The 22,815-nt window shown below is 64.6% G+C and carries 25 protein-coding genes; 15 read left to right on the top strand and 10 right to left on the bottom strand.

What is annotated here, in order from left to right; translation table 11 throughout:
- Positions 1–68: 68 nt before the first annotated feature.
- On the bottom strand, positions 69–1,052 hold the full coding sequence (locus RHPLAN_RS12695) for a Bug family tripartite tricarboxylate transporter substrate binding protein (protein WP_198164896.1): 984 nt from the start codon (positions 1,050–1,052) through the stop codon (positions 69–71).
- Positions 1,053–1,299: 247 nt separating this feature from the next.
- On the opposite strand from RHPLAN_RS12695, the gene RHPLAN_RS12690 reads away from it, so the two are divergent.
- Entirely contained in the window at positions 1,300–2,643 is a 1,344-nt protein-coding gene (locus RHPLAN_RS12690) for an LLM class flavin-dependent oxidoreductase (protein ID WP_068018144.1), read from the top strand.
- Complete coding sequence (locus tag RHPLAN_RS12685; protein WP_068018141.1) at positions 2,640–2,969, top strand: DOPA 4,5-dioxygenase family protein; 330 nt, start codon at positions 2,640–2,642, stop codon at positions 2,967–2,969. The genes RHPLAN_RS12690 and RHPLAN_RS12685 overlap by 4 nt, the downstream gene beginning before the upstream one ends.
- A 147-nt stretch (positions 2,970–3,116) precedes the next feature.
- Here RHPLAN_RS12685 and RHPLAN_RS12680 read toward each other — a convergent pair whose 3' ends face one another.
- Positions 3,117–4,958: a tetratricopeptide repeat protein gene (locus tag RHPLAN_RS12680; RefSeq protein WP_084246524.1), complete on the bottom strand. Its 1,842-nt coding sequence runs from the start codon at positions 4,956–4,958 to the stop codon at positions 3,117–3,119.
- 253 nt (positions 4,959–5,211) lie between these two features.
- Between RHPLAN_RS12680 and RHPLAN_RS12675 the strand changes: the two genes are divergently transcribed.
- Positions 5,212–6,174: a Bug family tripartite tricarboxylate transporter substrate binding protein gene (locus tag RHPLAN_RS12675; RefSeq protein ID WP_068018136.1), complete on the top strand. Its 963-nt coding sequence runs from the start codon at positions 5,212–5,214 to the stop codon at positions 6,172–6,174.
- 16 nt (positions 6,175–6,190) lie between these two features.
- Here the strand turns inward: RHPLAN_RS12675 and RHPLAN_RS12670 are convergent, their stop codons facing one another.
- Together RHPLAN_RS12670 and RHPLAN_RS12665 are read right to left on the bottom strand one after the other, a co-directional pair.
- On the bottom strand, positions 6,191–7,084 hold the full coding sequence (locus RHPLAN_RS12670) for an MOSC domain-containing protein (RefSeq protein WP_068018134.1): 894 nt from the start codon (positions 7,082–7,084) through the stop codon (positions 6,191–6,193).
- 162 nt (positions 7,085–7,246) lie between these two features.
- Positions 7,247–9,031 (bottom strand): chloride channel protein, encoded by a 1,785-nt coding sequence (locus tag RHPLAN_RS12665; RefSeq protein WP_068018130.1) that lies wholly within the window; start codon positions 9,029–9,031, stop codon positions 7,247–7,249.
- A gap of 134 nt (positions 9,032–9,165) precedes the next feature.
- On the opposite strand from RHPLAN_RS12665, the gene RHPLAN_RS12660 reads away from it, so the two are divergent.
- From RHPLAN_RS12660 to RHPLAN_RS12640, 5 genes are all read left to right on the top strand, one after another.
- The gene (locus tag RHPLAN_RS12660) at positions 9,166–10,134 is read left to right on the top strand and encodes an NAD(P)H-dependent flavin oxidoreductase (protein WP_068018127.1); all 969 of its coding nucleotides are present in this window, start codon (positions 9,166–9,168) and stop codon (positions 10,132–10,134) included.
- A 43-nt stretch (positions 10,135–10,177) separates the two neighbouring features.
- Complete coding sequence (locus tag RHPLAN_RS12655; RefSeq protein ID WP_068018124.1) at positions 10,178–10,705, top strand: carboxymuconolactone decarboxylase family protein; 528 nt, start codon at positions 10,178–10,180, stop codon at positions 10,703–10,705.
- Positions 10,706–10,804: 99 nt separating this feature from the next.
- Entirely contained in the window at positions 10,805–11,782 is a 978-nt protein-coding gene (locus tag RHPLAN_RS12650; protein ID WP_068018121.1) for a Bug family tripartite tricarboxylate transporter substrate binding protein, read from the top strand.
- A 13-nt stretch (positions 11,783–11,795) separates the two neighbouring features.
- Positions 11,796–12,284 carry a CinA family protein gene (locus RHPLAN_RS12645; protein ID WP_068018118.1) on the top strand — a complete coding sequence of 163 codons (489 nt, stop codon included), beginning with the start codon at positions 11,796–11,798 and terminating at the stop codon, positions 12,282–12,284.
- Between the two features lie 29 nt (positions 12,285–12,313).
- The gene (locus tag RHPLAN_RS12640) at positions 12,314–12,871 is read left to right on the top strand and encodes a cytochrome b (RefSeq protein WP_084244801.1); all 558 of its coding nucleotides are present in this window, start codon (positions 12,314–12,316) and stop codon (positions 12,869–12,871) included.
- Here RHPLAN_RS12640 and RHPLAN_RS12635 read toward each other — a convergent pair.
- Positions 12,868–13,791 (bottom strand): LysR family transcriptional regulator, encoded by a 924-nt coding sequence (locus RHPLAN_RS12635; RefSeq protein ID WP_068018112.1) that lies wholly within the window; start codon positions 13,789–13,791, stop codon positions 12,868–12,870. The two genes, RHPLAN_RS12640 and RHPLAN_RS12635, sit on opposite strands and share 4 nt — an antisense overlap.
- A 69-nt stretch (positions 13,792–13,860) precedes the next feature.
- On the opposite strand from RHPLAN_RS12635, the gene RHPLAN_RS12630 reads away from it, so the two are divergent.
- Together RHPLAN_RS12630 and RHPLAN_RS12625 are read left to right on the top strand one after the other, a co-directional pair.
- On the top strand, positions 13,861–14,346 hold the full coding sequence (locus RHPLAN_RS12630) for a pyridoxamine 5'-phosphate oxidase family protein (RefSeq protein WP_068018111.1): 486 nt from the start codon (positions 13,861–13,863) through the stop codon (positions 14,344–14,346).
- Positions 14,343–14,789: a carboxymuconolactone decarboxylase family protein gene (locus RHPLAN_RS12625; RefSeq protein WP_068018108.1), complete on the top strand. Its 447-nt coding sequence runs from the start codon at positions 14,343–14,345 to the stop codon at positions 14,787–14,789. Before RHPLAN_RS12630 ends, RHPLAN_RS12625 begins: the two co-directional genes overlap by 4 nt.
- 19 nt (positions 14,790–14,808) lie before the next feature.
- Here RHPLAN_RS12625 and RHPLAN_RS12620 read toward each other — a convergent pair whose 3' ends face one another.
- Positions 14,809–15,267, bottom strand: coding sequence for a DoxX family protein (locus RHPLAN_RS12620; RefSeq protein WP_068018104.1), 459 nt, complete (start codon positions 15,265–15,267; stop codon positions 14,809–14,811).
- Positions 15,268–15,602: 335 nt separating this feature from the next.
- Between RHPLAN_RS12620 and RHPLAN_RS12615 the strand changes: the two genes are divergently transcribed.
- From RHPLAN_RS12615 to RHPLAN_RS12605, 3 genes are all read left to right on the top strand, one after another.
- A complete protein-coding gene (locus RHPLAN_RS12615; protein ID WP_068018102.1) occupies positions 15,603–16,160 on the top strand; it encodes a carboxymuconolactone decarboxylase family protein in 558 nt (185 codons plus the stop codon).
- A 126-nt stretch (positions 16,161–16,286) separates the two neighbouring features.
- Positions 16,287–16,604 carry a hypothetical protein gene (locus RHPLAN_RS12610; RefSeq protein WP_068018100.1) on the top strand — a complete coding sequence of 106 codons (318 nt, stop codon included), beginning with the start codon at positions 16,287–16,289 and terminating at the stop codon, positions 16,602–16,604.
- A 223-nt stretch (positions 16,605–16,827) separates the two neighbouring features.
- Complete coding sequence (locus RHPLAN_RS12605; protein WP_084244799.1) at positions 16,828–17,172, top strand: hypothetical protein; 345 nt, start codon at positions 16,828–16,830, stop codon at positions 17,170–17,172.
- 238 nt (positions 17,173–17,410) lie between these two features.
- Here the strand turns inward: RHPLAN_RS12605 and RHPLAN_RS12600 are convergent, their stop codons facing one another.
- The 4 genes from RHPLAN_RS12600 to ettA all read right to left on the bottom strand — a co-directional run bounded on the left by RHPLAN_RS12600 (position 17,411) and on the right by ettA (position 21,525).
- Positions 17,411–18,628, bottom strand: a complete 1,218-nt coding sequence (locus RHPLAN_RS12600; protein WP_068018095.1) for a lytic murein transglycosylase — start codon at positions 18,626–18,628, stop codon at positions 17,411–17,413.
- Positions 18,628–19,203, bottom strand: a complete 576-nt coding sequence (locus RHPLAN_RS12595) for a TIGR00645 family protein (RefSeq protein ID WP_068018094.1) — start codon at positions 19,201–19,203, stop codon at positions 18,628–18,630. Before RHPLAN_RS12595 ends, RHPLAN_RS12600 begins: the two co-directional genes overlap by 1 nt.
- A gap of 96 nt (positions 19,204–19,299) precedes the next feature.
- The gene (locus RHPLAN_RS12590) at positions 19,300–19,863 is read right to left on the bottom strand and encodes a DUF1330 domain-containing protein (protein ID WP_068018089.1); all 564 of its coding nucleotides are present in this window, start codon (positions 19,861–19,863) and stop codon (positions 19,300–19,302) included.
- Between the two features lie 6 nt (positions 19,864–19,869).
- Positions 19,870–21,525, bottom strand: coding sequence for an energy-dependent translational throttle protein EttA (gene ettA, locus RHPLAN_RS12585; protein ID WP_068018086.1), 1,656 nt, complete (start codon positions 21,523–21,525; stop codon positions 19,870–19,872).
- A gap of 172 nt (positions 21,526–21,697) precedes the next feature.
- Between ettA and RHPLAN_RS40800 the strand changes: the two genes are divergently transcribed.
- Together RHPLAN_RS40800 and RHPLAN_RS12580 are read left to right on the top strand one after the other, a co-directional pair.
- On the top strand, positions 21,698–21,820 hold the full coding sequence (locus RHPLAN_RS40800; protein ID WP_257730411.1) for a hypothetical protein: 123 nt from the start codon (positions 21,698–21,700) through the stop codon (positions 21,818–21,820).
- A gap of 101 nt (positions 21,821–21,921) precedes the next feature.
- Positions 21,922–22,815 (top strand): ABC transporter substrate-binding protein, encoded by an 894-nt coding sequence (locus RHPLAN_RS12580; protein ID WP_084244797.1) that lies wholly within the window; start codon positions 21,922–21,924, stop codon positions 22,813–22,815.

Here is a 22,815-nt window from a genome sequence, read left to right as displayed (position 1 = left end):
TGCTGCTTGTACGGGGCGGACGCGATGTTGGATCACGCGGTGAAGCCGACAGAGCTCAACCGTGAATGCTACTCCGGCTTCAGACCTGCGAGCTTCGCGGCCTCGCGCGAGTTGTCGTATTCCTTCTGGATGTAGGCGGCGAAGCCCTTCGAGGTCTGCAGGTCCTCGGACACGAGCTCGGCGCCGCTCGCCAGGAATTTGTCCTGCGCCGACTTGTCGGCCAACGCCTTGATCAGCGCCTTCTCGAGCTGGGCCACGATCTCGGCCGGCGTCTTCGACGGCGCGAGGACGCCCACATAGCTCGCCGCGGTGAAATCCTTGACGCCGGATTCGATCATGGTCGGCACGTCGCCGATCTTGGGAATGCGCTTGCTGGAAGCGACCGCGAGGATGCGCACCTTGCCTTGGCCGTGATGCTCGAGCAGCGTCGACACCTCGGTCATCGCGCCTGACACCGTGCCGGCCAGCACGTCGCCGACCAGCGCGCCGCCGCCGCGATAGGGCACGTGCACGATCTTGGCGCCGGTGGCGGCATTGAAGCGCGCCAGCGTCATATGCGAGGCGCTGCCGACGCCCGAGGTGGCGAGCGTGATCTGCTGCTTCTTCGACAGCTCGACGAGCTCGGCCACCGTCTTCGCCGGCACCGAGTTGTTCAGCACGATCGAGTGCGGCGCGAGGTTGGCGAGCCCGATCGGCACGAAATCCTTCAGCGGATCGTAAGGCAGCTTGGCCTGCACGAAGGGATTGACGGTGAGCGGTCCGTTCGAGCCGGTCAGCAGCGTGTAGCCGTCCGGCGCCGCCGTCGCGACGACACCAGCGCCGATGCCACCGCCCGCGCCGGTGCGGTTCTCGATCACGACCGCCTGGCCGAGCGAAGCCGCCATCCCCTCGCCCACGATCCGCGCCACCAGGTCCGCATTGCCGCCGGCCGCGAACGGGCAGATCAGCCGGACCGGCCGGTCCGGATAGGCCGCGAAAGCCGCGCGCGGCAGGAGCGAAACGAGCGGAGCAGCCGACAGGGCGGTGAGCAGCGAGCGGCGGGAGATCGACATGGCGTTCCTCCGGAGGAGTTTTTGCAAGGTGTCTTTGAGGGTGTCTTTGCTGGCGCTCCGATAGCCTGAGGATACCTCCGGCGCAAACTATTCTTTCGGTCAAGAGGCCGCAGACAAGAAACCGTTGCGGGACCGCATTTTCGCAGGCGGTTTCTTCCCCATCGGCTCACGGGGACATGACTTTTCTAACGCCGGCGCGGGCCTATATTGCGGGTGCCGGATGCTTCCCTGCATGGAGTGACACTCGATGGCCACGCGACAGATCAAGCTCAACGCCTTCATGCGGCCGGCGAGCATCCACACCGGCGCGTGGCGCTATCCGGGCGCCTGGCCGGACATGAATTTCAACTACGCTCATCTCAAGGAATGTATCCAGAAGCTCGAAGCCGCGAAGTTCGACGCCTTCTTTATGGCCGACCACATGGCCGTGCTGAACATGCCGATGGACGCGCTGAAGCGGAGCCACACCGCGACCTCGTTCGAGCCGTTCACGCTGCTCTCGGCCCTGTCGCAGGCGACCAATCATATCGGCCTCGTCGCCACCGGCTCGACCACCTTCGACGCGCCCTATCACATCGCCCGCCGCTTTGCCTCACTCGACCACATCTCGGGCGGCCGCGCCGGCTGGAACATCGTCACCACCTCCAATCCGGACGCCGCGCTGAACTTCGGCATGGACGAGCACATGGAGCACGGCGAGCGCTATCATCGCGCGCGCGAATTCTACGATGTGGTCACCGGCCTGTGGGATTCCTGGGCCGACGACGCCTTCATCCGCGATGTCGAGAGCGGTGTGTTCTTCGATCCCGACAAGCTGCATGTGCTCAACCACAAGGGCGAATCCTTTTCGGTAAAAGGCCCGCTCAACATCGCGCGCCCCATCCAGGGCTGGCCGCTGATCGTGCAGGCTGGCGCGTCGGAGTCGGGCAAGCAGCTTGCCGCCGAAACCGCCGAGGCCGTGTTCACCGCGCAGAGCAACATCGAAGCCGGCCGCGCCTTCTATGCCGACGTCAAAGGCCGCATGAAAAAGCTCGGCCGTGATCCGGAGCACATGAAGATCCAGCCGGCATGTCTGGTGATCGTTGGCGACAGCGTCGAGGAGGCCAAGGCCAAGCGCGCCAAGCTCGACAGTCTCGTGAACTATGCAAACGCCATCGCCTCGCTGTCGATCGCGCTCGGCACCGATGCCTCCAAGTTCGATCCGGACGGGCCGCTGCCCGAGATTCCGGAAAGCAATGCCTCGAAGAGCGGACGCGAACGCGCAATTAAGGCTGCGAAAGTCGACAACCTTACAGTGCGCCAACTCGCCCAGCGTATGGGCGGCTATTCGGGGCTTGCGATGGTCGGCACGCCCAAGACCATCGCCGACGAAATGGAAGCCTGGATCGAAACCAACGCCAGCGATGGTTTCACCATCATGTTCCCGTATCTGCCGGGCGGACTCGACGACTTCGCGCGCGGCGTGATCCCGGAATTGCAGCGCCGCGGACTGTTCCGCAAGGAATACGAGGGCAAGACGCTGCGCGAAAATCTCGGGCTGCCGCGCCCGAGCAATCGTTTCTTCGACAACAAGGCCGTCGCCGCCGAATGAGCGAGATCGAGAACTTCCACGCCCACGTCTATTACGATCCGCCCGAGCACGCGGAGGCGCTCAAATTCTGCGAGACCGCCGGAAAGACATTCGGCGTCAAGGTCGGACGGATGCATGACAATCCGGTCGGCCCGCATCCGCGCGGGAGCTGCCAGCTCACGATCGAACAGGACAAGCTCGCCGAGGTGCTGCCCTGGCTGGTGCTCAACCGCGGCAAGTTCACGATCTTCACCCACGCGCAGACCGGCAACGCGCTGAAGGATCACACCCAGCACGTGATCTGGCTCGGCCCGTCCGAGACGCTGAAGCTCGACCAGTTTCGGTAGAGTATTTTTCGGTCTGCGCTGCGCCAGCACCGCTGTCATGCCCGGCCTTGTGCCGGGCATCTCGCTTAGGAGGGCACAATGCGTCCCTAAGCGAGATGGCCGGGACAAGCCCGGCCATGACGGCTGCGACGTCAAACCAAGTGCTCCTCAAAGCCGCGAAATCTGCAGCAGCTTGCGATCGCCGATCCAGGTTCGCGCCAAGTCAGCTTCGGCCTTGCGTGCCGCGGTCCGGTTGCCCTGTTTCTTATGCAGCTCCGCGAGCCCGTAATACGACCAGCCGTTCGACGGCGCGCGGGTGAGCGCACGCTGGAATTGCCGCTCCGCCTCGGCATAGCGGCCGGCCTGCAGCAGCGCTGCCGCAAGCGACTGGCGGACCGGATAGTACCAATAGGGCGGCTCCGTGTAGGGCAACGCCTCCTGCAGAGCGGCCGCCTGTTCGAATTGCGAGACCGCGCCACGCTTGTCGCCTTTCGCCTGCGCGACGCGCGCGAGGACAACCGTGCGCGCGACATGGAGCACCTCTTGCGCCGGAACGCCGGAGTCTTTCAGCAGCTTGAAATCCGCGGTGCGTTCGAGGGTCTCGATCGCCTGCGCCGCAGCTTCCGCGGACGCGAAGTCTCGACGCTCCGCGAACGCGACGCCGCGTGCGTAGAGCCATATGCCTTTGACATACGGAATGGCGTCGCCGGGATCGGGCAGCGCCAGGATGGTGTCGGGCGTGCTGAACTGCGCGTGCGCGAAATATGGCGCAGCTTTCACGGGCTGCACCATCGCGATGCCGCGTGCGGCCTCGTCGGGAATGAGCTGCCGCAGCTTTTCGGCCGCCGCGATCACGGTTGCGCCGTCGCCTGCCATCTGCGCCGACGCCATGACGAAGTGCACGTTGTGCGTATAGTAGCCGAGCCGATAAACACCCATCGGCGCGTTGGTGTCGGTCAGATATTTCTCATCGACCTGCACCGCGGTCTTGTTGTCCGCCAGCGCATCGAGATAGCGGCCAACCCGGTAGTAGATGTGGCTCGGCATGTGGACGAGATGGCCGGCGCCGGGAATGGCGCCGCGCAGCCGGTCGGCATAGGCCTCGGCGCGCTTGGGGCGGTCCGAAGCCTCTACGGCGTGGATGTAGAAATGAATCGCGCCGGTGTGACTGGGGTTGCGGGCCAGCACCCGTTCGAGCGTCGGCACGATGGCGACGCTTTGCGGATTTGGCTCCTTGCCGCCCGGCTTCCAGTAATCCCAGGGGCTCACGTCCATGACGGCCTCGGCATAGAGCGTGTCGATGTCGTCATCGTCGGGAAACTGCTCAGAGACCTTTTTCATCTCGGCTGCATACGCCGCATCGAAGGGCGCTCGCGCGGCCTTCGGATCGCTGCCGTAGCGCGCGAGCAGCGCATCGATCAGCGCCCGCTCCCGCGGACTCGCCGAGGACGAAAGGGCCTTCGCCTTCTGTGCCGCCGCGTAGGCCGGCGCGACGTCATCTTCCGGCATGGGAAGATTGATGTTCGGGCCTAGCACCAGCGCCTCGCCCCAGAAGCACATGGCGCAATTGGGATCGAGCTTCTGCGCGATGCGGAAGGCGCGCTGCGCCTCGGCATGATTGAACGCGTAGGCCAGCCGTAGCCCTTGATCGAAATACGCCTGGGCGCGCTCGTTCGCAGTCGTGATCTTGTAGGCGATGGGGCCAAGACCGGGCCACAGCGGCGGCTCGATGTCGGCAAAAGTCGGCGCCGGGCTTGCGGCGCTCATCTCGGCGCGTGGCACTTCGGTCTGCGCCAGGCGCAGCAGCATGGTCGTCCGTTTCATCGCACCGGGCGTGTGGCAGATCGGGACATCCTGCTCGGACAGCGAAACCGGCTGATCCGCGGGCGCCGCGTCCGCATCGGCGATGGTCACGACGTTGCCGGCGAGCAAAACCAGCCCAGCGACGCCACCGAGCAAAGCTGCTGTGGCACCAACGAGAAGCGTCCGCGATTGTGGGAAGGTCGACATGTCGTCCTCCAACGGTTTCAAAAAAATCTGTGAGAACCAAAGCCGGCTGAGCGCGCCGGCCGAATTCAAGCAATGACGCTCACGACTTGATTCTCGACGGTTTCTCGCGCCCCGGCAATGGGACTATCGGAGGACCCGCCGGTGCATCCGGAGAGTGATCGCACCCAATTGGATACCGGAAGACCTTATGCTGGAATGCGGGCTCGGCACGGTTTCAAAAAATACTGCTTCGTGCAGAAATTCGGGAGGACCCATGCGGCGAGCGCTCGCTTTCGGCTGTCTTTTCTTCACCCTCTTTGCGTCCGCAGCCGCCAGGGCCGACACGTGGCCGTCCCGCACCGTGCGCATCATCATTCCGCTCGCGGCTGGCGGAGGCGGCGATGTCTTTACCCGGCTTCTCGCCGACCAACTGCAGAAGAAATACGGCCAGCCTTTCGTGGTCGAAAACCGCCCCGGCGGAGGACTGAACATCGGCGCCCGCGCCTGCGCGGAGGCCCCGCCCGACGGCTACACGCTGTGCGTGATGTCGAGCGAGCCTGTGGTCTACAACCAGTTCCTGTACCGCAGCCTACCGTTCAATCCGGAGAAGGACTTCGCGCCGATCTGCAATCTGTTCTTCAACCTCGAAGCTCTCGTCGCGAACTCCGATCTCAAAGCGAAGACCGTTCCCGATCTGGTCGCGCTCGCCCGGCAGAAGCCGGGAACCTTGAGCTATGGCACCTTCTCGTTCACGCTCGTGCAGTTCATGAACAAGCTGAACAAGAGCAACGGCATCGACATCGTGCGGGTGCCATTCCGCAGCGGCAATGAAGTGGTCACCGCGGTGCTGTCGGGCACCACGCCCATCGCGCTTCTCGGACTAAGCAACATGCTGGCCCAGGTGAAAAGCGGCCGCATCACCGGGATCGCACTCAGCGCCAACATGCGCTCGCCGCTGTTCCCCGACATCCCGACGCTGCAGGAAGCGACGGGAGAGCATTATCCCGTGACATGGTTCGGCCTATTTGCGCCGGCCAACACACCGCGGGAGATCATCGACCGGGTTCACGCCGACGTGGTCGCGATCACCGGCACGCCGGAGTTCAAGCAGAAGAACTATGTCGAGCGGGCCATCGAATATGGCGTGAACACGCCGGCTGAGTTCGCGAAGTTCATCAGCGAAACCCGTGCCGAGGCGGCGGTGCTCGCCAGGGAATCCGGCGAGCCGCTGCAATAGTTCGCGGGTTGGAGCGTCAGTTGAGCACGACCCGGTCGCCGCTCCGCACCCGTCCGGGCGCGGCGACGACGGCATAAATCCCGGCGCATGGAAACTTGCCCAGGTCGCCGAGCTGCATTCGATTGTGCTGAACCAGCGTTTTCAGGACTTCGATGTCCTGGGGCACATCGTCCTGCGCAAGCGTCGTCATCACGCATCGCGGATCGAGCAGAGACAGATTCAACCGTGCCGCATCGCCCAGCCCGATGGCACGACCGACCCAGTCGTTCTCGATGAATCCGACCGGCTGGGTTTTCAGGACGACGTTCATGCGAAACCGGCGCGAATCGAAACGTGTCCGAGGCCGAAGCTCGGTCAACCGTGCGAGCGTCGACGAGGTCATGACCGACATCGGAAACACATCGAGGAAAGAACCGACCGGGACCGGAGAATCCATCCCGATCGCCGCAAAGAGCGCCGAGCCTAGCTTCTGCTGGACCACGGTGTCCTTGTTGCCGCCAGGGTCCGCCCCCGCGACATCCGGATGATACTGATCGATGGTGAAGTCTTCCGGCGCCGACTGCCGAAGCGCGACGTTGCGCTTGAAGCAGGCCGACAGCGCCCGATCGAGTCCCGATGAATCGCTCCTCAGCGTTGTACCGTCCGGCAAGGTCATCCGGACCGGCGGCATGCTGCCGCCGTCACGCGGCGGCTCGACGAAGCTCGCCTTGCACTTCAGCAACTCGGGATAGAGCCTCACGCTTTTCGCGCTGACCACCTTCCCGGTATCGGGCTCGACGAGTGCGTAGGCGCGGTCACCCAGCACGCCTCGTTCGGTGATGTCGGCGTCCTGGAGCAGCTCACCGCCCATGGATTTGACCGGGAAGCGCCAAAGCTCCGCGACCGAGCCAACGATTTCACTCGTCCCCATGTCGATCCCCCTGTGTTCAGGCGACCGGCCGTGCCCGCGCACCACCGCCGCCTTGCCACCTGTCAACCTGGAATTTCCCGCAGCGTCCTCTCGGCCCCCCACGGCCTCGGGATGCAGCATCGTAGCGGCCGCCTGCGGAATTGCCTACTCGCCGGGAATATCCTATTCGCCGAGAATATCCTGGCGCCGCTGCTCGAGCTCGCCGGAATAGCGGCGCAGCGCATAGGCTTCGGTCAGGAGACCGATCACCTCGCGGTTGTCCGCCGCCTCGACCACCGCGAGCGCCTCCGCCTCGGCCCGGTCAAACACCATGACGGCCTGCTTCACCGTCATGATGGGCAGCAGCGCGGTATCCTTGAAATGTAGGATCTCGCGCACCTGCATGGCTTCGTCGTATTCCCCCGAATGCGCCTCGGCGACCTGCACGATGCCGGCGTAGGTCTTGTCTTCGTTGATCGCCACCACCTGCCCGGTCGAGCCAAGCGGATGCACGCGCCGGAAACGCCCGAGCGTGGTGTGAGCCGGCACAGTGCGAACGTCCGGCCGCATCATGCGCCGCACCGTCAATTCGCGCATCCAGCCGACATCGGCCGCGCTGCGGATGCCCTCGCCACGCAGATGGAAGCGCCAGGTCGCGAACGAATAGCCGAACTGCTCGCGCGTCACCTGCGCGGAGACGATGATCGCGATCAGCACCGTCGCGGTGAGCCAGAAGTCGCCGGTGGTTTCGAGCGCGATGAAGGTCATGGTGAGTGGCCCGCCGATCACCGAGACCGAAAGCGCTCCCATGCCGATGATGGCATAGACATGCGGATCGAGAGCGGCTGCCGGCCAGAACATGTTGGCCGTGTCGGCGAACAGCCGCCCGCCGAGCGCCCCGATCAGCAGCGACGCGAAGAACAGGCCGCCGCGAAACCCGGTGCCGAGCGAAACGATGGATGCGACCGATTTCAACACGAACAGCAGCGCGATCGACGATAGCGTCTCCGACATCGCCGACGAGATACGGATCGCGCCGTGCCCCGACGAGAGCACCTCGGGCGCGAAGATCGCCATCGTCCCCACCACCAGGCCGCCGAGCGTGGGGCGCAGCATGGGACGGATGCGCAACTCGTTCAGCACGGTTTCGCAGGCTGCAACGCCGCGCATGAGCAGAATGCCGACCACTGCGGCCGCAAGACCCACAAGCCCCGATACGATGAGATCGAGGCTGCGGACATGCGAGACGTAAAGCGAGCCCAGGCCCAGGCTCGTCTCGCCCAACGCCGAGGCGACCAGATAGCCGACCAGCGCCGCCGCGCCGACCGGCGCGAGGTTGACGACCGAATAGCTCGCGATGACCAGTTCGAAGGCATAGAACGAGCCGGCGAGCGGCGCCCCAAAGGCGCCTGCAATGGCGCCCGCCGCGCCGCAGCCGACCAGCACGCGCAAATCGCGCCGGCGCAGCCGGAAGGCCTGACCGAGCCAGGACGCGACGCCGCTCGCCAATTGGGTGTAGCCCGCCTCAAGACCGACCGATGCGCCAACCCCGCTCGACCAGACCGTCTGCAAGGCGACAATCAGGCTGCCGCGTGGCGACATGCGGCCGCCATGGAGCGCATTGGCCTCGATCGGGTCGATCTCGCGGCCCGGCCGCCAGCGCATCAGCGCCCACAGACCCAGGCCGAAGGCCATGCCGCCCAGGGTCGGCACCGCGAGCGCGACGACCGGATTGAGCCTGGTTGCGGCGGACAGCCGTTCGCCGAGCGGCACGCCAAACAGCATGTGCAGCAGGCTGACGCCGAAACCCATCGCCGCCACGATCAGGCCCGCTAACAGCCCGACCAGCGCCGCAACCACGATCAGCCCGGACTCCCGCGCACGCACCAGGGTGCGCAGGGCCTGCGGCACTTCGAGACTGGAAAAGAAGGACTGAATCCGGTGATGGGACGCGGATGGACCGTGCATAAACAAACGTCCGAATTCCCCCGCTGTCTGCTACGCCAATTCAAACGGACCGTACAGTGCCGACACGTTCTTGCTGATGCGCATTCAGCGCAGCCGGGATAGGCTTCCACAAATCTGTTGCAGGGGGGAGCGCCATGGCCATTGCGACACGACTGACCGAGCGGCTTCGCATCAAGCATCCGATCATGCTGGCGCCGATGGACCTGGTCGCCGACGGCCGGCTCGCCGCGACCGTGAGCCGCGCCGGCGGCTTCGGCATCATCGGCGGCGGCTACGGCGACGAAGCCTGGCTCAAGCGCGAGCTGGACGCGGCCGGCGACGCCCGGATCGGGGTGGGCTTCATCACCTGGAGCATGGCGCGGCAGCCGCGTGTGCTCGATCTCGTGCTGGAGCGGAAACCCGCGGCCGTGATGCTGTCGTTCGGCGCGCTCGCCCCGCACGCGGCCAGGATCAAGAAGTCCGGCGCGCTGCTGATCTGTCAGGTGCAGACCCTCGCGCATGCCAGGGAAGCCGTGGCGAACGACGCCGACGTGATCGTGGCGCATGGCGCGGAAGGCGGCGGCCATGGCATCGCGCGCGGCACCTTCGCGCTGGTGCCGGCCGTGGTCGACACGGCGCCCGGCATTCCGGTTGCGGCGTCGGGCGGTGTCGCCGATGGCCGGGGGCTCGCGGCGGCGCTGATGCTCGGCGCCGACGGCGTGCTGGTCGGCACGCGGTTCTATGCCTCGATCGAAGCCGCGGGCTTTCAGAGCGCCAAGGAGCGCATCGTCAAAGCGGATGGCGACAGCACCGTCCGCGGCATTCTCTTCGACATCGCGCGGCGCAACGTCTGGCCGGCGCCGTTCGGCGGCCGCGTGCTGCGCAACGCATTCTCCGAACGCTGGCGCGGCCGCGAGGCCGAGCTGATGCAGCATCCGGAAGAGGCCGAGCGTTACGCCAAGGCGCGCGAGACCGGCGACTACGACACCGCGGCGGTGATCGCGGGCGAGGTCGTCGACCTGATCGGCGACATTCCGCCGGCCGCCGAGATCGTCGAGCGCATCACGCGGGAGGCCGAAACCCTGATCGGCGGCGCCTCGAACCGCTATCGCGCCTCGAAATGAGCCGTTAGTGTCCCGGCGGCCAAATTCAGCAAGGACCCCTGCCATGAACCGCCTGATCGATCTGCCGCCGGAGCAACAGACCGCAGAACAGAAGAAAGTCTTCGAGCAGCTCGTCGCGGGCCGCGGCCGCATTCTCGGGCCGTACAAGATCTGGATCCATTCGCCGACCGTGGCGGGCGGCATGGAGCATATCGGCACCTATCTCAACAAGAAGGGTTCGCTGTCGGAGCGCGAGGTCGAGATTGGAATCCTTCTGACCGCGCAGCACTGGGACGCCAACTACGTCCGGCAGGCGCATATCAAGATGGGCAAGCAGGTTGGTCTAAGCCAGGAGATCATCGACGCGGTGCTGGCGGGGCAAGACCCCAAGCTCACCGATCCGCATGAGCGCGGCGTGCATCGCTTCGCCACCTCGTTGCTCAAGGGCGCGAAGCTCTCGGACGCCGAATTCGCCGAGGTCGAGAAGGCGATCGGCCGCGACGGCATCGCCGAGGTGCTGGTGCTGATCGGCTATTACACCTCGGTCGCGCTCGGCATGAAGGTGCACGAGGTGCCGGTCCCGCAGACCTAGTCAGGCGCTGGACTGCCCTGCCCGCTTGCCGCGCCGCTTCCGGCTGGCCGGCCAAACGACCATAACCAAAACAAGCAAGTCATTCGGGAGAAAGTGCCTATGACCACCCGCCGTCAATTCGTTCAACTCGCCGCAGCCGCTGTGGGCGGCGCCACGCTGCCCGGCGCGGCCTTCGCTCAGGCACAGGCTTGGCCGACGCGGCCGATCCGCGCCATGATTCCGTTTGCTGCCGGAAGCTCGCTCGACATCGTCGGGCGGATCGTCATGGACCCGCTGTCGGCGCAGCTCGGCCAGCCGATCGTGATCGAGAATCGCGGCGGCGCCGGCGGCACCATCGGCACGGCGCTGGTCGCCAAGTCCGACCCGGACGGCTATTCGATCCTGATCCAGGCCTCGGCGCATTCGGCCGCACCTGCGGCCTATTCGAACATCGGCTACGATGTTGCCAACGACTTCATCGCGGTGATCCCGTTCGGCACGCTGCCGAACGTCACCGTGGTGTCACCGGCGAGCGGCATCAAGACGCTGAAGCAGCTCGTCGAGAAGGCCAAGTCGAGCACGATCACCTACGCATCGGCCGGCACCGGCAGCGCCACGCACTGGGCCGCGGAGCGCATCCGCGTCGCGGGCGGCTTCCAGGGCACGCACGTGCCGTTCCGCGGCGGCCCCGACGCGCTGACCGAGGTCATGACCGGTCGCGTCGATTTCACCTCGATGGGCATGTCGTCCGCGTTGCCGCTGATCAAGGACGGCAAGCTCGTGCCGCTCGCGGTGTCGACGACCAAGCGCTCGAGCGCCCTTCCCGACGTGCCGACCACGATCGAGGCGGGGCTTCCCGATTCCGACTACACCTACTGGATGGGTCTGTTCGTTCCGGCGAAGACGCCGGAGGCCATCGTCACGCGGCTGCGCAGCGAGACCGAAAAGGCGCTGAAGAACCCGAACGTGATCGAGAAATTTGGGCAGCAGGGCATCGAGCCGATGCCGATGTCGACCGCCGATTTCAATGCATTGATCCGCAAGGAAATCCAAAGCAACATCGCGCTGGTGAAGGCCGCCGGGCTGAAGTTCAACTGATGGGCTCAAGCATATGAATGATCGTACCGAAGCGCTTGCCGAGAAGATCGCGGCGCGCCTGATCGCGCGCAAAGAGACCGTCGCGGTTGCCGAAGGCTCGGCGGGCGGATTGATCTCGGCGGCGCTGCTCGCAGTGCCGGGCGCTTCGGCCTATTTCGTCAGCGGCGCGGTGGTCTACACTGGCGCTGCGCGCGGCGTGCTGGCCGGCATCACGCTCGACGAGATGAAAAGTCTCGGCATCAGGCCGGCCAGCGAGCCCTACGCCACGCTCCTGGCGCGCCGCATGCGCGAGCGGCTCGAAACCACCTGGGGCCTCGCCGAGGCCGGCGCCGCGGGACCGACCGGAAATCGTTATGGCGACCCGGCCGGCCACACCTGCATCGCAGTGGCCGGCCCATCCGAGCGGGCGGCGACGCTCCGTACCGGATCGAGCGACCGCCGCAACAACATGCAGGCGTTTGCGGTGCGGGCTCTGGAGATTTTCGCCGAGCAGTTGGGCTAAGCTGACAGTCCAGCGTTTGGGATATCGAGATGAATTCATTTCAAAGAACGGATGTGGGCTATACGCCCACGGCCAAGGCACTGCATTGGCTGGTCGTGGCTCTCCTGGTTTTCCAGTACGTCGTTGCGTGGAGGATGCCGCACATCGGACGCAACACGGTGCCTGACACGATCATCAATCTGCATTTTTCCCTGGGCGTGCTCATCATAGCCGTGATCGCTATCCGGCTCGGATGGCGCTTCACGCATCCGGAACCCACTCCCTTTGCCGGATTGCCGCCCTGGCAGGTTCACACCGCGCGCACCTTGCACTGGGCGTTGTATGCCTTGCTCGTCGTCATCCCGGTGCTGGGTTGGATGAACGCTTCATTTCGCGGCTATGACGTCAGTTTCTTCGGGCTGTTCACGATGCCGAAGCTGATCGGCATGCGGGCGCCAGGCTTTGGCTGGACCGGCGACGTGCACATGCTGATGTCCTACTACGCCCTGCTTCCGTTGGCGGATCTGCATGTCGTGGCGGCACTCTATCACCGGTTCATCCGGAGAGACGGCGTGTTGGCCCGGATGCTGCCGAGCGGCTGGGCCTAGCGCGTCGCCAGCACATAGGGCCGAAGCTCCGTGGCCAGAAACTCGGCGAACACGCGCAGCCGTGCGTTGTTGCGGCTGTGGGCGTGCCGCAGAACCCAAAGGTCCGCGCAGTGTTCCTTGGGGACCTCGAATGCCCGCACCAGCCTGCTGTCGCTCTCGCCCAGGTAGGACGGAAGGCACGCGAGCCCCAGGCCTTCGCGTGCCGCCGCCAGCAGGAGCAGCATGCTGCTGGCGCGATAGACGATGGTGTTGGACTTCCGGCTGCCTTCGAACCACCGCGATCCCGACAGGTTCGACAGCGCGCCGCACCCCAACAGCAGGTTGTGCTGGCGCAGCCCTTTCGATCTCGGGATCGGCATGTTCGTGAAATACGATTTGCCGCCATAGACCGCGAGCGGAAGCTTGCCGAGGCAGCGCCCGACCATCTGCTCGTGTTTCGCGACATCGCCTTCCAGCGTCCGCAACGCGATGTCGAATTGATCGGGGTGGATCGTGCTGTAGCCGTCCAGCGTGCCGATCACCTCGACAGTGATTTCCGGATAGGCCGCCCGAAAGCGACCGATGACCTTCGGCAGGAGGCCAAATCCAAGATTGAAGGTGGCGGCCAGGCGGATGTTGCCGACCGGCCGGCCGTGATCGGCGTCGGCGGATTGAAGCACTTCGTCGGCCGCGTCGGCCATGCGCTCGACTTGAGCGGCGACCCGTTCTCCGGCGGCCGTCAAAGCCAGCCCCTGCGGGGTGCGATCGAAAACCCGGATGCCAAGCCGGGCTTCGAGGCGGTCGATGCGGCGCAGGACCGTCGAGCGGTGCGTCCCGAGCGCCGCCGCTGCACCGGCAAGTGAACCGGCACGCGCCACCGCGATCAGGCTGTGCAGATCGTCCCAGTCGAGCTGTTGCATTTTTGCGCGCAGCGTTGCCATTTCGAACAGTTCCGTTGCGAAAATTTAAGACCTAAATTCCAACTCCGCAACCGAAGAGGAACGCCCGCGATGGCAAAGCTCGATAGCGACATGAAGGACGTGGTTCGCCGGACGAACCTGTGTTTCGCCGCAACCATCAACGCGGATGGCAGCCCCAATCTTTCGCCGAAGAGCACGTTGACGGTGCACGACGACGAGCATCTGCTGTTCGCCAACATCGCGTCGCCGCGCACGATTGCCAATGTCCGGCGCGATCCGCGCATCGAAATCAATTGCATCGATATCTTTTCGCGGCGCGGCTACCGGTTCAAGGGCGAGGCCAGCGTGCGCTCGGCGGGCGATCCGGTCTACGAGCGGTTCGTCGCCGATCTCCGGCGCCAGGTTGGCGATACCATCCCGATCCACGACGCGGTGCTGGTCACCGTGCTGTCGGCCAGGCCGATCCTTTCGCCGGCCTACACCTACGTTGCAGGCACGACGGAGGCGGGGCTCCGCGAGGTCTATGCCCGCAAATACGGGATGGCGCCGCTCGCGACGGAGGCACACGCACAATGAGCGGCCTTCGGATCGAATACGGAAAGGTGGCGCCCGGCGCCGTCCAGGGCATGTACGCCGCGAACTCCTATTTCGACGCCTGCGGCGTTTCCCCGCTGCTTCGCCGGCACATCGAATTGCGCGTGTCCCAGATCAATGGCTGCGGCTATTGCATCTGGGCCCATTCGCGGCAACTCAGGGAGCTCGGCGAAACGGAAGAGCGTCTTGCGGCCCTCGAGCGCTGGCGGTCTGCGTCATGTTTCAGCGACGCCGAACGAGCCGCACTCGCCTGGGCCGAACTCGTCACGAAGATTTCCGACGGTGTGCCGTCCGATGCGGCATTCGCGGAGCTCCGCCGCCATTTCGACGATCGCCAGATCGTCGACCTGACGGCGATCGCCGCGAACATGAACGCGCTGAACCGCATCGCGATCAGTTTCCGGCGCGAGGCGCCGGCGGGCTAGCGTCTGCCACGCCCGGCCCTCAGAATTCCTTGCCGATGTAGTGGTCGACCGAGTAGCGCCCGCCGCCGCGGAAGAAAATCGCGACGCAGAGCAGCCCCCACATCAGCGCGAATTCGTAGCCGCGATTGGTCCAGAAGTAGCCGTACTGCCATTGCCAGACAAACGCGATCACGAGCATCTGGATACCGACCATCGCGGCGGCGACCCGCGTGAACAGGCCGATGGCGAGAAACAGCGCGCCGAACGACTCGGTGAAGAACACCAGGTAGGAAAGCAACTCCGCGGCCGGCAGTCCCTTGCCGCCGATGTTCGTTGTGTAGCGCGCGATGTCGCCGGACATCAGCTTGCCGACGCCGTGCGGCACCAGGATCGCGCCGGTGACAAAGCGCATGAAGGCGTACGAGTAAGGCGCGAACCTCTCATAAATGCCGGACATGCCCTTGACGATCAGGCGCTGCCGGTCGATCGGCGTATCCATTCGAATTTCCCCGCAATATGTTGTCAGCAGCCGCCCGCACGAACGTAACGCAGACGGCACGACGTTGAAACATCTGCGGGAGTAAAGCACCCCTGCCCTCACCGGATGTTGATGAAGTGTCGTCACCACCTGTAAGCTCGCGACAACGAGAAACGATTTTGGGGAGGATTGTCATGCGCCGTCTGCCCATCGCTCGATTCTTTGTTCGATTCTTTGCGGCATGCCTGCTCTCCGCAGCGGGCTGCTCGATCACCTCTTCGGTTCACGCCCAATCTGCGGGAAGTCCGCAGAGCACAGGATCTCAAATGCCCTCCGATATCGACCCGAGTTCTGGAATGCGTCTGTCTCTCCCCAAACGTGAAGACCTCGATGAGGACGGCAAGAAGGCTTACGACCGCGGCAAGACACCGGGCGCCTCGATTGCCGGACTGCAGGGACCATCGGGAATTCAACTGTTCAGCCCGAAGACCGCCGCGATGGTGTCGGCGCTCAACCGTTATCTGCGCTACGAGGCCGGCTTCACGGCGCATGTGCGCGAGGTCGCGATCCTGACCACCGCGCGCGAGATGGACAGCCAGTTCGAATGGGTGGCACACGAGCCGGAGGCGCTGAAGGAAGGCGTATCGCAGAACGTCATCGACGTGATCAAGTATCGCCGCAGCACCGAAGGCCTCGACGAGACCGACGCACAGATCATCGAGCTCGGCCGGCAGCTGTGGCGCGACCACAAGGTGAAGCCGGAAACCTTTGCCAAGCTGAAGACGATCTTCGGTCCGAACAAGCTCGTCGAGCTCGTCATGCTGATGGGCAATTACGCCGGCACCGCCGCGTTGCTCACCGCCGTCGACATGCAGCTGCATGCCGGCAAGAAGCCGCTGCTGCCCATTCCCTGAGTTCGTCAGATCGTCACCAATCAAACCGATTCCGCCAAGCTGGCACGCTCGAACTGTTGGTTTGGCGGAACCGAAATGCATATTCGCGCGTTGTGTTGTCACGCTCATCAAATCTGAGGTGACGCCATGACAAGGACATTCACTGTGCTTGCGGCTGCGGGCGCGATTGCAGCCGCTGCGATCGCCGCTCCAACCACCGCCGAAGCGCGCGGCGGCCGCATCGCGGCCGGCGTCATTGGCGGTCTCGCCGCAGGAGCCATCGTCGGTGGCGCTTTGGGTGCGCCCTATTACGGCTACGGCGGACCGTATTACGGCGGGGGCCCTTACTACGCCTATGAGCCGGGATACGAAGCCTACGATCAAGGTCCGAGTTGTTACTGGCACCGCGAGCGGTTCTGGGACGGCTATGGCTGGCGGGTGCGGCGGGTGCAGGTCTGCCCGTAATGTCCCTGTAAGGTTTACGCTGACCTATAAACGGTCGTCTGAACCGTCGTTCAGTTTTAAGCGCCGTTCAGTGACTTTTCGCACAGCGGAAAGTCACTGATGGCGCCTAAAACAAATTTCCGACAAATTGGCGATGCGTATTTCTGCCTCGGCAGGTCGGGTCAGGAAGACCGCGCGTTTTGCGCTCGGCGCTGGGGCCGGTCGCCATGGGAGATTAAAAATCATGAGGAAGACTTTGCTTGCACTCGCGACCAGCGCGACGCTGGCCGCTTCGACGCTCGCGCCGACCACGGCCGATGCGGGTTGCCGCGGCTGCGGCATTGGTTTCGGTGTCGCCGGCGGTCTGATTGCCGGCGCGGCCATCGGCAGCGCCATTGCGGGCGCGGGCCCGGCTTACGGCTATCCACGCGCCTACTATCCGGTGGCGGGCTACGAGCCCTACCCGGCATACGGTGCGGCGCCGGCCTATGGCTGCCCGGATGGCTATTGGGCGCGCCGCCCGATCCGCGACGGCTACGGCAATGTCGTGGGTTGGAGCCGTCCGCGCTTCTTCTGCCCGGCTTACTAAACCGATCGATCTGATTTCGATGCAAACCGGCGGTGCGCAAGCGCCGCCGGTTTTGCTTTGAGTTTCGGCTGTCCCGCAACCGTCATGGCCGGGCATAGCCGTTCGAAGAACGGCGTCGCTTCGCTCGCCTATGTCCCGGCCATCTCGCTTGGGGACGCACTGTACTCACCTAAACGAGATCGCCGGGACAAGCCCGGCGATGACAGCGGACACTGAAGTAACTTTCGGTCAAAACGCTCTAACGCCTGCTCTGCATGTCGCTCAGCACTGCGGCGGTCGGCCAGCAGTCGAGCTTCAAGCCGTTGGCCTTCTGGTACTCGCCGAGCGCCGCGCGCGTCAGCATGCCGGCCTTGCCGTCGAGCTTGTCGCGATAGAGCCCGCGCTGGGTGAGAGTCTTCTGCATCGCCTCGACCTGCTCGGTGCGAAGCTGCGCGTTCTTGCTCCAGGCCTTCTCGAACGGCCGCGGATCGATGATCCGGTCGCTGAGATGGCCGACGAACAGAACGTAGAGATCCGAGAAATTGTATTCCTTGATGACGAAGTAGTTTTTCGGCGCCAGGAAGCCCGGGCCGTAAGTGCCTTCGGGCAGCAGCAATGACGCGTCGTTCTTCAACTCTTTTGCCGTGAGCTGCCGGCCGTAGGCCGGTACATAGCCGCGCTTCAGCCATTCACCGATCGGCATGATGTGCGCGGGCTGCGCGATGGTGCAGTCGACATTGCCCGGCACGCGCACCTCATAGGCCCAGCGCTCGCCGCGCTGCCAGCCTTTGTTGGCGAGCTGCTTGGCGGCCGAGGCCAACGCATCGGGGATCGAAGTCCAGATGTCGACACGGCCATCGCCGTCGAAATCGACGGCGTGCTTGTAGTATTCAGACGGCAGGAACTGCGTGAGCCCCATCGCACCGCCCCAGGAGCTGCGCATCCGCTCGCGCGGCACGCCATCCTGGAGCATCCTCAAGGCGGCCAGGAATTCGCCGCGGAACATGTCCTTGCGCCGGCCGACGTAAGCCTGGGTCGCGACCACACGCAGCGCATCGTAGGGCAGCTTGTATCTGCCGAAGTCGGTCTCGCGGCCCCAGATGGCGAGCAGAACCTGCGGAGGCACGCCGAACTGCTTCTCGATGGCATTGAGCGTCGTGCGATGCGCATCGAGGAGCTTCTTGCCTTCGGCGGCAAGTCGCGCGATCGAGCTTTCGCGCACATAGCCCGCAGGCGTCTGCACGAATTCGGGCTGCGACGGCGGCTTCTGCTCCGGACGGCCCGGAATGGCGAGGTCGGGCAGCGACAAATCCGGCTCAAGCCCGCTGACCGCAGCGTCGAACGTAGCGCGCGATACGCCGAGCTGCTGTGCCTCAGGCCACGTCGATTGCAGAAAATTCTGAAACGCCGGATCGGCGGCACGCGCCTGAGGCGCTACGAACAGCAGCAGCCCCAGCACCGCTGCGAATAGCCTCATCAGTGACCCTTGCCGGCATAGACCGGCTGGCTCAGCCGCTCGACGTAAGCGACGCCAACGGCGGAAGCGATGAACAAGCCGTGGATGATTGCCTGCCACATCACGCCGGATTCGGTGTAGAGCGCGCCCTCCTTGCCGAGCTGGCCGGCGTAGAGAAAAGTACGAAGCAGATGGATCGATGAGATGCCGATGATCGCCATCGCCAGCTTGATCTTGAGCACACTGGCGTTGACATGGCTCAGCCATTCCGGCTGGTCGGGGTGCCTCTCAAGCTCGAGCCGCGACACGAAGGTCTCGTAGCCGCCGACGATCACCATGATCAGGAGGTTAGAGATCATCACCACATCGATCAGCGCGAGCACCACGAGCATGATCTCCTGCTCGCTGAAGCTCAGCGTGTGCGTGATGAGGTGCCAGAGTTCCTTCAGGAACAGCACCACATAGACGCACTGGGCCACGATCAGCCCGAGATAGAGCGGCAGCTGCAGCCAGCGCGAAGCGAAGATCAGCTGCGGCAACGGCCGGAGCGCGGGCGCATCGAGCGGCACTTTCGGATCGTCCGCAGACATCGACATCGGGTGTCTCCTCTCGCAGGCAGCGCCATCTCTCGCAGGCAGCCATGGAGGCAGGATTTATATGCGATTCTGTGACAGAGAACTGCGCTGCGGCATTCAGGCGCTGCGCTGCAAATAAGCTTTCGCAGCGGCGCGGACCCCCGCCGGAAGTTCCCCTGACCGGGCCATGATCATGAAACGGGCCTCGGTCGTGGCCAGCCGGATCTTCAGCAACGGTGCGTAGCGCTCCGAGGTGTAGAAACGCAACGCGTCATCGGCTGTGGGAAACTCGATCACCACCACGCGCTCGGGAACGAAAGCACCGGACAGCGGCGTCACCTTGCCGGCACGGGCGATGAACCTGCCGCCAAAGCTTTTGACGATGTCCGGAATGTCCGCCGCATAGGGCCGGAACCCGACCGGGTCGTGCACGATGTGGGCGCCGAGCACGAAGGCCTGCCCATGACCGGGCTCCTCGAGGCCCTCGACCGCGAAGCCCTCGTAGCCGGCTTCCGACAAGTCCGCCTTCAGCGCCGGAAGGTCGACGGAATCATCGAGCCGCGCGAGCAAAGGCGCGAACGCCCAGGGCAGCTCGAACGAGATCGTCTCGCCGGCAGCAAGCACGCGGCAGCCATCGGGAAGATGAACCGCCGCGCCTTTGCTCGCTGCGAGGTATTGCATGGGACACTAGCGGCTGAACTTCTTGTACTTGATGCGCTTCGGCATCACCGAGTCCTCGCCAAGCCGGCGCATCTTGTCCTTCTCGTAGTCCTGGAAGTTGCCCTCGAACCATTCGACGTGGCTCTCGCCCTCGAAGGCCAGGATGTGGGTCGCGATGCGGTCGAGGAACCAGCGATCGTGGCTGATGATGACGGCGCAGCCGGCAAAGTCCTCCAGCGCCTCTTCGAGCGCGCGGAGCGTGTCGACGTCGAGATCGTTGGTTGGCTCGTCGAGCAGCAGCACGTTGGCGCCGGACTTCAGCATCTTGGCGAGATGCACGCGGTTGCGCTCGCCGCCCGAGAGGTTTCCGACCTTCTTCTGCTGGTCGGCGCCCTTGAAGTTGAAGGCCGACACATAGCCGCGCGAGTTCACCTGCTGCTTGCCGAGCATCAGCTGGTCGAGCCCGTCGGAAATCTCCTGCCAGACGTTGTTGTTCGGGTTGAGCGCGTCGCGCGACTGATCGACATAGCCGAGATGCACTGACTCGCCGACCTTGATGGTGCCGCTGTCGGGCTTGTCCTGGCCGGTGATCATGCGAAACAGCGTGGTCTTGCCGGCGCCGTTCGCGCCAATGATGCCGACGATGCCGCCGGCCGGCAGCTTGAACGTGAGGTCGTCGATCAGCAGGTTATCGCCGAAGCCCTTCTTGAGGTCGGTAAAATCGACAACGTTCTGGCCAAGCCTCTCGGCGACCGGAATGACGATCTGCGCGGTGTCGTTTTTCTTCGCTGACGCCTTCTGCAGCAATTCCTCATAGCGCTCGTAGCGCGCCTTGGATTTCGCCTGCCGCGCCTTGGGCGAAGCCGAGATCCATTCCTGTTCGCGGGCGAGCGTGCGCTGATGCGCGGCCTCCTCGCGTCCCTCCTGCTCCAGGCGCTTCTGCTTCTGCACCAGCCAGGACGAATAGTTGCCCTCGTAGGGGATGCCCTTGCCGCGGTCGATCTCGAGAATCCAGCCGGTCACGTTATCGAGGAAGTAGCGGTCGTGGGTGACGATCAGGATCGCGCCCGGATAGTCGCGCAGATGGCCTTCCAGCCAGTGCACCGACTCGGCGTCGAGATGGTTGGTCGGCTCGTCGAGCAGCAGCAGCTCGGGCTGGCTGAGGAGCAGCCGGCACAGCGCCACGCGGCGGCGCTCGCCGCCCGACAGCTTGGACACGTCGGAGTCGTCCGGCGGGCAGCGCAGCGCATCCATCGCGAGGTCGACCTGGGAGTCGAGCTCCCACAGGTTCTTGGCGTCGATCTCGTCCTGGAGCTTCGCCATCTCGTCGGCGGTCTCGTCGGAGTAGTTCGCGGCGATCTCGTTGTAGCGGTCGAGCAGCGCCTTCTTGGCGGCCACGCCCTGCATGACGTTGTCGCGGACGCTCAGCGCCGGATCGAGCTGCGGCTCCTGCTCCAGGTAGCCGACCTTGGCGCCCTCGGCGACCCAGCCCTCGCCGATGAAGTCCTTGTCGATGCCAGCCATGATCCGCAGCAGGGTCGACTTGCCCGAGCCGTTCACGCCCAGCACGCCGATCTTGGCGTCCGGATAGAACGACAGGTTGATGTTCTCCAGGACCTTGCGGTTGCCGGGGTAGGTCTTGGTCAGACCCTGCATATGATAGATGAATTGACGGCCGTTCATTTCTGGCTTCGCGTTTCCAAAGAATTGAGAATTTTATGGGAGATTCAGCGCTGGATTTAGCGATCGACTGAGCCCAGGGCAAGCGGGGCCGGTTCCCTTATGAACCTCTCCGCCGTTTCCGTCGACCAATGGGCAAGTCGAAGCCAACAACGAAAAACAGCGGAACGGCGTCATGTTGAGCCTGATCGAACTGGGAAAGAGCCTGTTTCGGTCCTTCACAGACCACTATCGCCCGGAACGGCACTATATGCGCGGCCCCGGCCCGAAGTGGCGCGAGAAGCACCGGCAGGCCTGAGGCCCGGGCCGCCAAAAGGTACCCAGGAATTCCAAGCAGGTCCGTTTCCGCCGGAAACGGACCTGCTCTAGTCTCGGCGCCTCTCAAACCGGGGGCGTGAAATGGCGGCCATGGTGAAGATTGCGTTGGTGTCGCGGACGGTGTTTTACGCCCCGGTCTGGGTCGCCCAGGAGAACGGCTATTTCGCCGACGAGGGCATCGAGCCGAAGTTCGAGATCTTCGACAACGCCGAGAAGATCAACGGGGTCATGCATTCGGGCGAGGCGCAGATCGCCATCGCCAGCATCGAGGCGCTGGTCGCCGATGCGTTCAAAGGCGGCAAGTTCCGGGTCGTGGCGAGCGTCGCGCAGAAGCCGCCGCACTTCATCATCGCCCGCCCCCACATCAAGTCGGTGACGGAGCTTCGCGGCGCGCGCTTCGGGGTGCTGTCGCTGCATGAGGGCACCACCTACTTCGTCCAGGACATCGAGAAGGCGCTGGGCTGGACGCGCGGCGACATCGTCATCGACGCGGTCGGCGGCGCGCCGACCCGCTGGAAGCTTCTGCGCGAGGGCAAGATCGACGCGGGGCTGCAGCCCTTCCCGCTGAGCTACGAGTCCGAAGCGGCGGGTTTCAGCAACCTCGGGCCGATCGTGAAGTATGTTCCCGACTACGAGTTCACCGCCGTGTTCCTCGACCCGGCCTGGGCCGCAGCCAACCGGGCGGCCGTCACCGGCGCGCTTCGCGCGATGCGCCGCGGCCAGGCCGCAATGGCCGCCGATCCCGGCACCGCCGCCAAGGTGCTGGTCAAGGAGCTTGGCACCACCGAGGCCTATGCGCGCCGCGGCATCGCCGACGCGCTCAACTTCAAGCTGATGCCCGACGGCCTCGCGGCGTCCGAGAAAGGCATGCGGCGGGTGTTCACGACGCTGCAAAGCGCCGGCCTCGTGCCCAAGGATGCGGCGTTCGACATGGCCCGCTTCGTCGATCCGAGCTATCTCGCGGCGGCGCGCTGA

This window comes from Rhodoplanes sp. Z2-YC6860 (assembly GCF_001579845.1).
Classification (GTDB): domain Bacteria; phylum Pseudomonadota; class Alphaproteobacteria; order Rhizobiales; family Xanthobacteraceae; genus Z2-YC6860.
Note: the sequence above shows the minus strand (reverse complement) of the source record. Positions and strands in the feature narration are given on the sequence as shown.